The organism is Clostridium sp. BL-8, assembly GCF_002006495.1.
GTDB lineage: Bacteria > Bacillota > Clostridia > Clostridiales > Clostridiaceae > Clostridium.
The window spans coordinates 18,617-33,279 of sequence record NZ_LZZL01000004.1; the positions used below are offsets into that span (position 1 = coordinate 18,617).

General features: G+C 31.3%; 12 protein-coding genes. All 12 read left to right on the forward strand.

The genetic code is table 11. The features are described from left to right. Positions 1–29 precede the first annotated feature (29 nt). The 12 genes from CLOBL_RS01505 (at position 30) to uvrA (ending at position 14,568) form a co-directional block, all read left to right on the forward strand. Positions 30–656 carry a germination lipoprotein GerS-related protein gene (locus CLOBL_RS01505; RefSeq protein WP_077857378.1) on the forward strand — a complete coding sequence of 209 codons (627 nt, stop codon included), beginning with the start codon at positions 30–32 and terminating at the stop codon, positions 654–656. A 229-nt stretch (positions 657–885) separates the two neighbouring features. Next, on the forward strand, positions 886–1,143 hold the full coding sequence (locus CLOBL_RS01510; RefSeq protein ID WP_009172939.1) for a hypothetical protein: 258 nt from the start codon (positions 886–888) through the stop codon (positions 1,141–1,143). Positions 1,144–1,153: 10 nt separating this feature from the next. Further along, the gene (locus CLOBL_RS01515) at positions 1,154–1,507 is read left to right on the forward strand and encodes a type II toxin-antitoxin system PemK/MazF family toxin (protein ID WP_009172938.1); all 354 of its coding nucleotides are present in this window, start codon (positions 1,154–1,156) and stop codon (positions 1,505–1,507) included. A 337-nt stretch (positions 1,508–1,844) separates the two neighbouring features. Continuing rightward, positions 1,845–2,666 carry a transketolase gene (locus CLOBL_RS01520; protein ID WP_077857379.1) on the forward strand — a complete coding sequence of 274 codons (822 nt, stop codon included), beginning with the start codon at positions 1,845–1,847 and terminating at the stop codon, positions 2,664–2,666. Beyond that, positions 2,666–3,610, forward strand: coding sequence for a transketolase family protein (locus CLOBL_RS01525; RefSeq protein ID WP_077857380.1), 945 nt, complete (start codon positions 2,666–2,668; stop codon positions 3,608–3,610). Before CLOBL_RS01520 ends, CLOBL_RS01525 begins: the two co-directional genes overlap by 1 nt. A gap of 203 nt (positions 3,611–3,813) precedes the next feature. Continuing rightward, entirely contained in the window at positions 3,814–4,662 is an 849-nt protein-coding gene (locus tag CLOBL_RS01530; RefSeq protein ID WP_077857381.1) for a YitT family protein, read from the forward strand. 494 nt (positions 4,663–5,156) lie between these two features. Then, the gene (ftsE, locus tag CLOBL_RS01535) at positions 5,157–5,843 is read left to right on the forward strand and encodes a cell division ATP-binding protein FtsE (protein WP_009172934.1); all 687 of its coding nucleotides are present in this window, start codon (positions 5,157–5,159) and stop codon (positions 5,841–5,843) included. Then, complete coding sequence (gene ftsX / locus CLOBL_RS01540; RefSeq protein ID WP_009172933.1) at positions 5,833–6,723, forward strand: permease-like cell division protein FtsX; 891 nt, start codon at positions 5,833–5,835, stop codon at positions 6,721–6,723. The genes ftsE and ftsX overlap by 11 nt, the downstream gene beginning before the upstream one ends. A 144-nt stretch (positions 6,724–6,867) precedes the next feature. Then, the gene (locus CLOBL_RS01545) at positions 6,868–8,148 is read left to right on the forward strand and encodes a S41 family peptidase (protein WP_077857382.1); all 1,281 of its coding nucleotides are present in this window, start codon (positions 6,868–6,870) and stop codon (positions 8,146–8,148) included. Positions 8,149–8,159: 11 nt separating this feature from the next. Further along, positions 8,160–9,485, forward strand: a complete 1,326-nt coding sequence (locus CLOBL_RS01550; protein WP_077857383.1) for a signal protein PDZ — start codon at positions 8,160–8,162, stop codon at positions 9,483–9,485. Positions 9,486–9,663: 178 nt separating this feature from the next. Continuing rightward, complete coding sequence (gene uvrB / locus CLOBL_RS01555; RefSeq protein WP_077857384.1) at positions 9,664–11,640, forward strand: excinuclease ABC subunit UvrB; 1,977 nt, start codon at positions 9,664–9,666, stop codon at positions 11,638–11,640. A 102-nt stretch (positions 11,641–11,742) separates the two neighbouring features. After that, entirely contained in the window at positions 11,743–14,568 is a 2,826-nt protein-coding gene (gene uvrA / locus CLOBL_RS01560) for an excinuclease ABC subunit UvrA (protein WP_077857385.1), read from the forward strand. Positions 14,569–14,663: the final 95 nt, after the last annotated feature.

Sequence of the window (14,663 nt, forward strand, 5' to 3'; positions counted from 1 at the left end):
ATACATAGTAATAAAACTTTGGAGGACTTATGTATTTAAAAAAACTTTTAAATAATAAAGCTTTAATAGCTGGAATACTTATACTTATTCCAATATTTATAATCTTGTTAATCGTTTTATGCAGGCATGTCATTATGCCCTCGGATGAAGATATAGTTAATGATTTAAAGAATACTAAATGTTATAGCAGTAAAGTAGAGTATTCATTCATAAATTCAAAATCAGAATCTAAGGAGAGCACAATGCAATATTATAGCTTGGGAAAGGGTTCGCGGATAGAATTTAATGATGGATACAAGCGAGTTAAAGTTTATAAAGGAGGGGAAATTAAAGTACAAGGGGAGGATGAAGAGTTTACACTTGATAAGGATATAGATGTAATCTATCCGCTAGCATTCATAGAAAATATATTATCAAATCCACAGAGCGGAGATATTAAAGAAGTGAAAGCTGAATGGGGTGATGGAGTATATTTGCAGGTAGATATAGAATATAATAATAAAAATAAGCACTTAAATAAGGCTGAATTTTATATAGATAAAAATAAGAAAGTTCCAGTTCTATTAAAAATTTTAGATGATAATGATAAAGAAAGAATATTGATAACTTATAAAGATTTTAAAAAAGAAAAAAATTTAAATGATAATTTGTTTTAAATTCAAAAAAATACTAAATAAAATCAGGCCAAGCATTAACATTAAAAGAGGATGTACCTAAGTAGAATGTATCAATTAAAGTACATATAGATTGTAAAAGAATTTAGAGTTAAATAAAAAAGGGCATGTATGATATGTAAAATTAATTATACAAATCCTTTGACAAATTGACATAATTTGCAATATAATCATAGTTAGAAAAACTTTTTACTACTATGGAGGCGGAACTATGTCAATAAATAGTCTAAATAGCGCGAAGAATAAAAAAAGTAGAAATATAGAAAACAAGAAAATTAGAAAAAGTAGTGGAATTATGGAGAAATCGTTAATACAATATATTAACGAAGGAATTTCGGCGGACTTTGAAGAGCTAATGAAAAAAGGTTATCAAGAAATGGCTGAAATAAACTTAGAATATTCTAAATTAGGTTTTGAATATATGTTAGATGATGTTAATGAGTATGAGGCATGGATTTGCGGAGTGTGATTAATTAAAAATGGCAAACATTGTAGTAAAAAGAGGGGAAATTTTTTATGCGGATTTAAGTCCAGTTATAGGTTCGGAGCAAGGTGGCATAAGACCTGTTATTATAATACAAAATGATATTGGAAATAGATATAGTCCTACGGTTATTGTTGCCGCAATAACATCACAAATAAATAAAGCAAAACTTCCCATTCATGTTGAGATTTCATCAGAGGAATATGGATTAAATAGAGATTCTGTTGTCTTACTAGAACAAATAAGAACATTAGATAAGAGAAGATTAAAAGAAAAAATTGGACATATGACTGAAGCTGACATGAAGAAGGTTGATAAGGCATTAGCAGTAAGCTTGAACTTAAGTTAATGTAAGAAATGAATAGAAAATTATTCAGAGGTCAAAGTGAAGAGCTAATTCAATGACCAAAGTTGAATATATATTTAATTTTATTTAATAAGTGCCTAATTGGTGGTAGGATTAAATTTTGATTTTAATATTTATGGTGAAGAAGAAGAGTGGTATAAATGAAATTTATGCTACTCTTTTTATATAAACATGTTGTATTATATAAAAAATAAATATAAAAAGTATATCACATATTTAAATAGAGTATACAAATGATAATTTCTGTGTTAGAATAATTATGTTAAAAAGGAAACATAATATTAAATGTTCAAATAGATTAATAACAGGGGGTTGTGTAATGAATAATGAATACAAACTTGAAGAAGTTTCAAAGCTAATGAGAAGAGATATAGTATCTATGCTCACAGAATCAGCATCAGGACATCCAGGAGGATCTTTATCAATAACTGATGTTATGGCAGTATTATTCTTTAAAGAAATGAATATAGATGTATCTAAGCAAAATGATCCTGATAGAGATAGATTTGTTTTATCAAAAGGACATGCAGCGCCAGCGTTATATAGCGCTTTAGCTAGAAAAGGATATTTTGGAGTAGAGGAATTAAATACTCTAAGAAAAACTGGTTCAAGATTACAAGGACATCCTAATATGAATGATCTGCCAGGGATTGATATGTCTACAGGTTCTTTAGGGCAAGGTATCTCAGCAGCTGTAGGAATGGCATTAGCAGGAAAGCTTGATAAAAAAGACTATAGAGTATATGCAGTTTTAGGTGATGGAGAGCTTGAAGAAGGTCAGGTTTGGGAAGCATCAATGTCAGCAGCTCATTATAAATTAGACAACTTGACTGCATTTGTAGACAATAATGGATTACAAATAGATGGTAATATAGAAGATGTAATGAATCCAGGGCCAATAGATAAAAAATTTGAGGCCTTTGGTTGGAATGTATTAACTATAGATGGCCATAATTATGATGAAATCATAGATGCAATCGCAAAGGCTAGAGAATTTAAAGGAAAACCAACTGTTGTAATATGTAATACAATAAAAGGAAAAGGTGTTTCATTCATGGAAAATAATGCAGGATGGCATGGAGCAGCTCCTAATAAAGAACAATGTGAGCAAGCATTAAAGGAAATTGGAGGAATAAACTAATGGGGAATAAAGTAGCAACTAGAGAAGCATATGGTAAAGCATTGGTGAAACTTTCAAATTTAAATAAAGATGTTGTAGTATTGGATGCGGATTTATCAAAATCTACTAAGACAGCAGAATTTAAAGCTGTTTCACCAGAAAGATTCATAAATATGGGAATAGCAGAAGCAAATATGATGGGAGTTGCAGCAGGTCTTTCAACTTGTGGAAAGATTCCATTTGCCAGCACTTTTGCAATGTTTGCAGCTGGAAGAGCTTTTGAACAAATTAGAAATTCTATATGTTACCCTAATTTAAATGTTAAAATCTGTGCAACTCATGCAGGATTAACAGTTGGAGAAGATGGAGCTACTCATCAATCAATTGAAGATATATCATTAATGAGAAGCATTCCTAATATGACAGTAATTAATCCAGCGGATGCAGTAGAAACAGAAGCAGCAATATTAGCTATAGCAGAATACAAAGGACCTTGCTATGTAAGATTAGGAAGATTAGCAGTAAGTACTATAAATGATGCAGAAAGTTATAAGTTTGAAATTGGCAAAGGTATAACATTATCAGAAGGTAATGATGTTACCATAGTTGCAACAGGAATGATGGTTGAATTAGCATTAGAAGCTAAAGAAGTCTTGTCAAAGGATGGAATTAATGCTAGAGTAATAAATATACATACAATAAAACCAATCGATAAGGAACTATTAGTTAAAGCTGCTAAAGAAACTAAAGCCATAGTTACAGCAGAAGAACATAGTATAATTGGCGGATTAGGTTCAGCTGTTGCCGAAGTAACAGCTGAAGAGTGTCCAGTTCCAGTTTTAAAGGTTGGAATAAAAGATACTTTTGGTGAAAGTGGAAAGCCAAACGAGCTTTTAAAAGCTTATGGTTTAACAGTAGAAGCCATAGTAGAGCATAGTAAAAAGGCTATTTCTTTGAAGAAGTAACACAATCTTGAGTTCTTACTCGTAAGAAGTCATTTAAGATTAAATGTAGAATTAATTAAATATTGAATAATAAAAGTGCAGGATTGTGGCTTTGCAGAATAGTTACATCCTGTACTTTTTTTATTTTTGAATAATGCAAAATAAACAAGGAAAACTAGGAAGGAAAATTTTAATATTAATAGAAATGTAAAGGGGAAGATAAAATGAAAACATCAAAACTTAAGGAGTATAGCATAATAACCTTTGGAATAATTTTAGTTGCATTTGCAATTGAATACTTCTATGCACCCAATAATATTGCTGCAGGAGGCGTTACAGGAATAGCAATAATTCTGAATGCAGTTATCCCAACCCTATCAATAGGTGTGATAAGCTTTGTTTTGAATGGATTATTATTTATAGTTGCAGTCATATTTATAGATGGTAAGTTTGGAGTAAAAACTATTTATGCAAGCTTAGGGTTATCTATAATGATATGGGCAATTGAAAGGTTCTTGAATCCAGTAGCTATAACACACGATTTGATGATAGCTACTATATTTGGAGCGCTAATTTCAGCTATTGGAATGGCTCTTGTATTTAATGAAAATGCATCAACTGGAGGAACAGATATATTAGCTAAAATGCTAAATATATTTTTTCATTTAGAAATAGGGAAATCTTTATTAGCGGTTGATTTTGTAATAACACTTGTAAGTGCACTTGTGTTTGGTGTAGATGTGGCATTGTATTCCATGTTAAGTATAATATTGCTTGGGGTACTAATTGATAGAGTTATAGAAGGATTTAATGCGTGTAAAAGTATATTTATTATCAGCAATAATAATTATGAGATAAGTAGATATATAATAGATACATTAGATAGAGGATGTACATTTCTAACTGGAGTAGGAGCATATACAGGAAAAGAGAATAATATTCTTTATGCAGTTCTAAGCAGAAATGAATTTATAAAATTAAAGAAGTTTATAAAACAGATAGATCCTGAAGCTTTTATAACAGTAGGAGAAGTTCATGAAGTACTCGGGGAAGGATTTAATGATTTAAAGTAAAATTATAGATATTTAACGTATAAACTAAATTGGTAACATTAAACTTCTGTCTTTGATAGTTATAACTGATAAGATATAAGTGACAAGTTAAGGATGAAGCTAAAAGAGAAAGTTCTGCTGAAAAAATACAAGATTTGGAGCATGACCTTTCCCCTTCAGGGATTTCTGAAATATATGTTTTTGAGGAGTCAGACGTTTTTTATTCTTAACTCTTAGCTCGCAACTGTAAACCATGAATTATAAACTAGGGTAAGTTTTTCAATTATTAATATTTTGCTCATTGATTAAATCGTAGGTTCTATAAGGTACCTTCAACTTAAAAAGCTGGACTTGCCAATGGAATGGTATGTTATACACAAAACATAATAATTGTCAATAATGGATTAATATTTAATAAATTTGTACAACATTAGGAGGTATTATTATGTTATAATTGATTTTGTAGGTTTTATAATTAATTTGTGGGATATGCAATAAAGAAGGAGTGTTTAAATATGATCGAATTTAGAGGAATATCTAAAGTTTATGACAATAATGTAAAAGCTTTGTCGGATATTAATGTCGAGATAGAAGCAGGAGAATTTGTATTTTTGGTAGGACCAAGTGGATCGGGAAAATCTACTTTCATAAAAATGCTTCTAAAAGAAATTGAACCTACTAATGGGAAAGTTATAGTTGGAGACAAGGATCTATCAGCAATTACAAGAAAGCAAATACCTTATTATAGAAGAAAGATAGGAATGGTATATCAGGATTTTAGATTAATACCAAGTCTTAATGTATATGAGAATGTTGCGTTTGCAATGAGGGTTGTAGAAGCACCACCAAAAGATATAAGAAGAAGAGTCCCAATGGTACTGTCTTTAGTAGGATTATCTCACAAATATAAAATGTTCCCTAATGAGTTATCAGGAGGAGAACAACAAAGAGTTTCCTTAGCAAGGGCGTTAGTTAATAATCCATCTGTGCTAATAGCAGATGAGCCCACAGGTAATTTAGATCCAGATACCGCAAGAGAAATAATGTCATTACTTGAGGATATAAACAAGTCTGGAACTACTGTCTTAATGGCCACTCATGCTAAAGAAATTGTTGACTATATGAAAAAAAGAGTTATAGCTATTGAAAAAGGGGAAGTTGCTAGAGACGAGAAGAGAGGTAAGTACGAAGATGAAAATTAATACTATTATCCATTTTATTAAAGACGCGTTTAAAAGTTTAAAAAGAAATAAAACTATTAGTATTGCTTCAGTGGTTACTGTTCTTATAACCTTTTTTGTATTGGGAATATTTTTGTTAATGGCTAGCAATATAAATAAAGGAATTGATAACGTACAAAGTAAAGTAGAATTAAAGGTTTTTCTGAAAGATGACATAAAACTAATAGATCAAAGAGAGATTGAGATTAAGTTAAGAGAAATTGATGGCGTTAAGGATGTAGTATATCAATCTAAGGAAGATGAATTCAACAATTTCCAAAATACGACAAACGATAATGATGGGTTATTAAAAGGATATACATTGCAAAATAATCCATTTAATGCATCATTTACGGTAAAACTAGAATCTCCAGAATATGCGTCAGCTGTAGCTGATGGAATAAAGGATCTTCAAGGAATTGAAAGTATAGGGGATCAACAAGAGCTTGTCAATAAGATTGTAGGAATAGTAAAAGGAATAAAGTTAGTTGGAGCTGTATTATTTGTAATACTAATAGGAGTTTCAGTTTTCTTAATAATGAATACAACTAAATTAACAGTATATTCAAGAAGAAGAGAAGTTGGGATTATGAAATTTGTAGGGGCCACTGACTGGTTTATTAGATGGCCGTTTGTTATAGAAGGTATGGTAATAGGTCTAATAGGAGCAATTTTGGCGTGCGGAGCGTTATTAGTTGCATATAATGCTTTGGTTGGATGGATATCTAAACAATTAGTGTTTATAAGTTTGGTACCAGTGACATATATTTTAACAATATTATCATGGCAATTTATGATTGGTGGAATTGTAATTGGTGGACTTGCTAGTATAATTGCATTAAGAAAGTTCTTGGTGGTATAATTTTTGCAAATAAGTATAATCATAGAATATAGGGAATAAAATCTAACACCATAAAATCTAAAACTTGCATGATAATCCAGTTTGTCTATAAAGATATCAAAGTGGGATTATGTTTATAATGCATATGAAAGGAAGTCTTTATAGGTGAAGGACTCAAGAAGATATATATTTGCAAATAGTAGAAAAAAGAGAAGTGGGATAATATCAATAATTTATTTTGTTGGTATTATCGCTTTTATAGGAATCATTAGTTTTATCTCATTATATGCAGGAAACTACATGGCCACAAAGGGAATATTTTTAGTGAAGACTCCATCTTCGCAAGTTGAAAGTACTGCAGAACAAATTAATGATAAGAGTAAGTATTCAGCACTTTTTACAGTTAGAGATAAGCTGCTTGAAAAATATGATGGTGACATTGATGACAACGCTCTTTTAGAAGGTGCAATTAAAGGTATGACCAGCTCGTTAGGAGATAAATACACAGTATTTATGAATGAAGAAGAGTATGAAGATTTCATGAAACAAAGCAATGGAAGCATCACTGGGATAGGTGTAACCGTAGCTTTGAAAGATGGAAAAGTTGTAATTTTAGAAGTAGTTAAAGGAGCGCCAGCTGACACGGCAGGTTTGCAGGAAAATGATATAATAGAAAAAATAAATGATGTAGACGTTTCTGGTGATGATTTGGATAAAACAACGTCTATGATTGCGCAAGCTAACGGTTCGGAGATAAAATTAACCATTAAAAGAGCTGAACAAGAAGACTTTGATGTGAATATAGTTCCTGAAAAAGTAAAGATTGAATCAGTGGAAGGCAATATGCTGGATTCTTCAATAGGGTATATTCGTATAAAAACTTTTATGAATGAGAACACAGCAGAAGATTTTAAAAATACGGTTGATGAGCTAAAAGGTCAAGGCATGAAAGGTATGATATTGGATTTGAGAGAAAATCCAGGAGGGCTGTTAAGTGAAGCTGTTGGAGTTGCATCTCAATTTATACCAAAAGGAAAGATAATAACCTATACTATTGATAAATATGACAATAGAAATGATTCCTTATCAGTTGGTGGGGATGCCGAAGATATTCCATTAGTTCTTTTAGTTAATGAAAACAGTGCAAGTGCGTCAGAAGTAGTTACAGGTGCGCTAAGGGATTATGGAATTGCAACAATCGTGGGTAAAACAACTTTTGGAAAAGGGATAGTTCAACAATCATTTAAATTTGATAATGGAATTGGTGGTCTTAAGGTGACTACCTCTAAGTATTATACGCCAAATGGTGAAAACATTCATCAAAAGGGAATAACACCTGATTTTCAAGTAACCACACCAGTAGGTATAGATGAAAAAGGATATGATAAGAATTCAGATGAGCAATTAAAGACAGCAATCCAAAAAATAGAGGAAAAGATACAGTAGGGGGAAATAAAATGAGTCTATTTATATATACGCTAAGGAATGTGGCAGGAGCAATAGTAACTCCCCCATTAGCTTTTCTGCTAATAATCCTAATGGTAATTCTATATCTTAAAAATAAAAAAATAATAGCAATGCAAAAATTGATTTTGGGAGGTAGTGTAAATTCATCCGTTGAACTTACACTATCTCAACTTGTTTTTGGAATTTTAGGCGGAAGTATAGGAAGCTTGATTTTCTCAAGTTTAGGCATAGTTTTTACTGAAAATTCAGGGATAATGTTTCTGTTCTTTATATCGATATTATTAGCTTTTGCAAAACCAAGGCTAATATGCTTTTCATATTCTGGAGCTATTTTAGGAGCTATAAGTATTTTAATTAAATTAGTAAATGAATTTAGTTCGCAATATTTAGGCAACTTAATATTGGACATTGATATACTTGGTTTAATAACGTTTATAGGAATCTTTCATATTATTGAAGGCATACTAGTAATGCTAGATGGAGACAGAGGTGCGATTCCTGTATTTACAAATAAAGATGGGAAGATTCTAGGTGGATATGCGCTAAAAAGATATTGGGTATTGCCTGTAGCCATAATGATTGCAATTTCTATGAATAATTCTTCAATAGATTATTCTACAGAAATAATACAAAGTCCAAGTTGGTGGCCATTGCTGAGCACACCATCAAATTTGATTTTACTAGCCAGCAGTGTAATATCAATATTTCCTTTCTACACGATGCTTGGATATTCATCAGTTACATTTACGAGGAGTAAAAGAGGAAAAGCAATATCTTCGGGATTGTACATTTTAATTTATGGGGTAATATTAACTATTGTGGCTCAAACTGCTAGATTTGGAATACTGGGTGAAATACTGGGTATAATTTTCATGCCTGCAGCTCATGAATTTATGTTAAGATATCAGGTGAGAAATGAGAATAAGAGAAGTCCAAAATTTGTGAGTGATGAAGAGGGACTGACGATTTTAGAAATTGCATCAGATTCTAAGATTAGAGAATTTGGAATTAGCATTCAAGATAAGCTTATATCAATTAATGGGACGAATATTAATTCAGAGTCAGATGTGTATTCGATTATAAAGAAAAACTTATATAATGCAAGTTTGAAAATAAAGGATTCTAATGGAATCATACGTGATATTGAATTTAGGCACGATAAGAAATCAAGACTTGGAATTTTATTAGTTCCTAGAAATATAAATAAGGAAGAGGTTGTCCCAGTTAATGAGAATAGCTTTAGTAGTGTTTTAAGTGATCTTAAAGATTCAAAAGATAAGATTAGTGATGATAAAAATGAAAATAAGAAATTATAATCAGAGAAGGTGGCATAGCCACTTTTTTCTTTAAGCAATTATAATATTTTAACTTTAAGATCATAATTAGAAGAAATAATTAATTAGAAAATTAACTGGATAATTTGTTGACTTAACATCTATTGAAAAGTAAAATATACATATGATGCGAATATCTGTTCGAGAAGGAGGCATAATCATGGGAGAATTTAAAATACATTCTAAATTTAAACCTACAGGAGATCAGCCACAAGCTATTGATAAGTTGGTTGATTCAATAAAACATAGTAACAGAGGACAGACCTTGCTTGGGGTAACTGGTTCAGGAAAAACATTTACTATGGCGAATATTATTGAAAAACTTCAAAGGCCTACTTTGATTTTAGCCCATAACAAAACTTTAGCAGCACAGTTATGTTCGGAATTTAAAGAGTTTTTTCCAGATAATATAGTCGAATACTTTGTATCATATTATGACTATTATCAACCTGAAGCATATGTACCTCAAACGGATACATTTATAGAGAAGGATGCATCTATAAATGATGAAATAGATAAGTTAAGGCATTCAGCGACTTCCGCTCTTTTTGAAAGAAGAGATGTAATAATTGTTGCATCTGTTTCGTGTATATATGGTCTTGGTAATCCAGATGAATATAAAAAATTAACAATAAGTCTTAGGACTGGCATGCAGAGAGAAAGAGATGACATTATAAAGAAACTCATAGAAATTCAATATGAGAGAAATGATATAGATTTTTCTAGAGGTACTTTTAGAGTTAGGGGAGATTCCTTAGATATAATTCCAGCTTCATATTCTAATAAAGGAATTAGGATTGAATTTTTTGGAGACGAAATTGATAGAATAAGAGAATTTGATGTGTTGACGGGAAGTATCCTTGGAGAAAGAAATCATGTTGCAATAACTCCAGCATCCCACTTTGCAACTTCTAGGGAAACTATCGATAAGGCAATTGGAACAATTGAAGGGGAGTTAGAAGAAAGACTTAGGGAACTTAATGCTCAAGATAAGCTTTTGGAAGCACAGAGATTGAGACAGAGAACCAATTTTGATATTGAAATGATAAAGGAAATGGGTTATTGCAGCGGAATTGAGAATTACTCAAGAATATTAGATGGAAGAGGGCCTGGAACGCCTCCTAAGACTTTAATAGATTACTTCCCAGAAGACTTCTTGATGTTTATTGATGAGAGTCATGTAACTCTGCCACAAGTTAGAGCAATGTATGCAGGAGATAGATCAAGAAAAAATACTTTGGTTGATTATGGATTTAGGCTTCCATGTGCATATGATAATAGGCCTTTAAAATTTGAAGAATTCGAAAAGAAAATTAACCAAATAGTTTTTGTAAGTGCAACACCAGCTGCGTATGAAATAGATAATTCAGAGGAAATTGCAGAACAAATAATAAGGCCTACAGGATTACTTGATCCAGAGATTGTTATAAAACCAATAAAGGGACAAATAGATGATTTGTATGGAGAGATTAAAACAACTACAGAACGTGGATTTAGGACATTAATAACAACCTTAACTAAGCGTATGGCTGAAGATTTGACTAAATATTTAACTGAACTTGGAATTAAGGTTACTTATATGCATTCGGATATTGATACTATTGAAAGAATGAAAATTATAAGAGACTTAAGACTTGGAGAATACGATGTATTAGTAGGAATAAATCTTTTGAGAGAAGGTTTGGACATACCAGAAGTTGCATTGGTTGCGATTTTAGATGCTGATAAGGAAGGTTTTTTAAGATCAGAGACATCATTAATCCAAACTATAGGAAGAGCAGCTAGAAATTCGGAAAGCAGAGTTATAATGTATGCTGACAATATAACAAAATCGATGGATAAAGCTATGAAGGAAACTGAAAGAAGAAGAGCTATACAAAAAGATTACAATGATAGAAATGGAATAATTCCAACAACAATAATAAAGGACGTAAGAGATGTAATAGAAGCTACGAAGGTAGCTGAAGAAATTGAAGAGTATAAGGCTGGAGATAAGAAGAAGCTTAATAAGAAGGAAAAAGATAAGCTAATTAAGGATCTTACAGAAGAAATGCTACTTGCAGCAAAGAATCTTCAATTTGAAAGAGCAGCAGAACTTAGAGATATTATAAATGAACTAAAAGGTGCTAGTAAGTAATATTTTAAATCGGAATATTGTATTAAATAAAAGTAAAGAATTAAGAATAAGAACTGTTAACTATTATTTGTTAATTGTTAACTAAATTTTCAGGGGGTTGTAATGAACGATAAAATAATAATTAAGGGTGCAAAAGTTAATAATTTAAAAAACGTAAGTTTAGAAATACCAAGAGATAAATTAGTTGTATTCACAGGCTTATCAGGTTCAGGTAAATCATCTTTGGCTTTTGATACATTATATGCAGAAGGTCAAAGGAGATATGTAGAGTCATTATCTTCTTACGCAAGACAGTTTTTAGGGCAGATGGATAAACCTAATGTAGAGTATATAGAAGGACTTTCACCAGCCATATCAATAGATCAAAAAACAACAAGCAAAAATCCAAGATCAACGGTTGGAACAATAACTGAAATATATGATTATTTAAGATTATTATATGCAAGAGTAGGTATTCCACATTGTCCTAAGTGTGGAAAAGAAATTACTAAACAATCTGTGGATCAAATTGTTGATAAAATTATGAGCTTTGGGGATAAAACTAAACTTCAAATTTTAGCTCCTATAATTAAAGGACGAAAGGGAACACATGAAAAAGTACTAGAAAATATAAAGAAAAATGGTTTTGTAAGAGCCAGAATAGATGGAGAAATATATGATTTAACTGAAGAAGAAGTTAAATTGGATAAAAATAAGAAGCACAATATTGAAGCAGTTATAGATAGAATTGTAATAAAAGAAGATATTGAAGGAAGGCTTACAGAGTCAATAGAAGCAGCCTTGAAAATGGCAGAAGGATTAGTGATTGCAAGTGTTATTGATGGTGAAGATACCCTGTTTAGCGAAAATTTTGCCTGCCCAGATTGTGGAATAAGTATTCCTGAACTAGAACCTAGATTATTTTCATTTAATGCTCCATTTGGGAAGTGTGATCATTGTGATGGACTTGGAACTTTAATGGAGATTGATGAAAAATTAGTTATCCCTAATAAGGAATTGAGCATTATGGAAGGTGCTGTAGCCAGCTGGGGAAGTGGAAGACTTAAGGATGATTCTTGGACATATGCAATACTTCAAGCACTATCAAAAGAATACGGATTAGATTTAAATACACCTATAAAGGATTTGGATAAAAAGCATGTTGATTTACTATTGTATGGTACAGAAGGAAAGAGACTTGAGGTTAAATATATTAAAGATGGAGTTAAATCGACATATTATTATGCATTTGAAGGAGAAATTAATGCATTAAGCAGGAGATATAGAGAAAGTAACTCAGATCTTATAAAAGGTGATATAGAGCAGTATATGAGTAATGATTTCTGCCCTAAATGCAAAGGTGCTAGATTAAAAAAAGAAGTATTAGCAGTTACTGTTGGAGGAAAGAACATATATGAATTTACAAGCATGTCAATAAAAGATGAGCTTGATTTCATAAATGGAATAGAATTCTCTGAAAAGAATAGAATTATTAGTGAGCAGATTGTAAAAGAAATTAAAAATAGATTACAGTTCTTATTAGATGTTGGTCTTGATTACTTAAATCTAGCAAGAAGTTCTGGAACCTTATCAGGAGGAGAATCACAAAGAATAAGGCTTGCAACTCAAATAGGATCAGCGCTTATGGGAGTTTTATATATTTTAGATGAGCCTAGTATTGGCTTGCATCAAAGAGATAATGACAGATTGATACATACTTTAAAGAACTTAAGAGATGTTGGAAATACAGTAATTGTTGTAGAACATGATGAAGATACTATGAAGGAAGCCGATTATATTGTTGATATTGGCCCGGGTGCAGGCGAACATGGAGGAAAAGTTGTTGCTGCTGGAACTTTGGAGGAAGTAAAGGCGTGCAAAGACTCAATAACAGGACAATATTTAACTGGAAGCAAATCAATTCCTACACCAAAAGTACGGAGAAAAGGAAATGGACAAAATATAAAAGTTATAGGTGCGAAAGAAAATAATTTGAAGAACGTAAATATATCAATACCTCTTGGGACTTTAACTATAGTTACAGGGGTTTCGGGTTCTGGAAAAAGTACTTTAGTAAATGAAATACTTTATAAGGGATTAAATAAATTGGTTAACAAAAGTAAAAATCCAGTGGGTAATCATAAAGAAATAACTGGATATGAAAATATAGATAAAATCATAGATATAAACCAAAGTCCCATAGGAAGAACTCCGCGTTCTAATCCAGCAACATATACAGGTACTTTTGATATAATAAGAGAATTATTTTCACAAACTACAGAAGCTAAGATGAGAGGATATAAGCAAGGAAGGTTCAGTTTTAATGTTAAAGGTGGAAGATGCGAAGCTTGTTCAGGTGATGGAATAATTAAAATAGAAATGCAATTTTTATCAGATGTATATGTGCCATGTGAAGTTTGTAAAGGAAAAAGATATAATAGAGAAACTTTAGAAGTTAAGTATAAAGGCAAAAATATAGATGATGTGCTAAATATGACAGTTGAAGAAGCCTTGAAGTTCTTTGAGAATATACCTAGAATTGAAAATAAATTAAGAACATTAAATGATGTTGGACTTGGGTATATCAGATTAGGCCAGCCATCAACTCAATTATCAGGAGGAGAAGCTCAAAGAATAAAATTGGCATATGAATTGTCAAAGAGAAGTACAGGTAAGACATTATATATATTAGATGAACCAACAACAGGTTTGCATATAGATGATGTTAATAGATTAGTAGAAATACTTCAAAGGTTAGTAGAGGCGGGAAATACTGTAGTTGTAATCGAGCATAATTTAGACATGATAAAGTGTGCAGATTATCTTATTGATTTAGGTCCAGAAGGCGGAGATAAGGGAGGAACTATCATAAAAACAGGTACACCAGAAGAACTCTGTGAGGTTGAAGCATCATATACAGGAAAATATCTAAAGAAAATCCTTAATTAGTGAGCTAAGTATGAAAAAGTAATATACAAAGTGTAATTAGAAGACTAATGATTAATTATAAATAATTTAAAATTGACAATTGAAGCATTATGAAA

Excerpts from the sequence above, each read along its gene's own strand:
- CLOBL_RS01505 (WP_077857378.1), top strand. The coding sequence starts at position 30 with ATGTATTTAAAAAAACTTTTAAATAATAAAGCTTTAATAGCTGGAATA.
- CLOBL_RS01510 (WP_009172939.1), top strand. The coding sequence starts at position 886 with ATGTCAATAAATAGTCTAAATAGCGCGAAGAATAAAAAAAGTAGAAAT.
- CLOBL_RS01515 (WP_009172938.1), top strand. The coding sequence starts at position 1,154 with ATGGCAAACATTGTAGTAAAAAGAGGGGAAATTTTTTATGCGGATTTA.
- CLOBL_RS01520 (WP_077857379.1), top strand. The coding sequence starts at position 1,845 with ATGAATAATGAATACAAACTTGAAGAAGTTTCAAAGCTAATGAGAAGA.
- CLOBL_RS01525 (WP_077857380.1), top strand. The coding sequence starts at position 2,666 with ATGGGGAATAAAGTAGCAACTAGAGAAGCATATGGTAAAGCATTGGTG.
- CLOBL_RS01530 (WP_077857381.1), top strand. The coding sequence starts at position 3,814 with ATGAAAACATCAAAACTTAAGGAGTATAGCATAATAACCTTTGGAATA.
- ftsE (WP_009172934.1), top strand. The coding sequence starts at position 5,157 with ATGATCGAATTTAGAGGAATATCTAAAGTTTATGACAATAATGTAAAA.
- ftsX (WP_009172933.1), top strand. The coding sequence starts at position 5,833 with ATGAAAATTAATACTATTATCCATTTTATTAAAGACGCGTTTAAAAGT.
- CLOBL_RS01550 (WP_077857383.1), top strand. The coding sequence starts at position 8,160 with ATGAGTCTATTTATATATACGCTAAGGAATGTGGCAGGAGCAATAGTA.
- uvrB (WP_077857384.1), top strand. The coding sequence starts at position 9,664 with ATGGGAGAATTTAAAATACATTCTAAATTTAAACCTACAGGAGATCAG.
- uvrA (WP_077857385.1), top strand. The coding sequence starts at position 11,743 with ATGAACGATAAAATAATAATTAAGGGTGCAAAAGTTAATAATTTAAAA.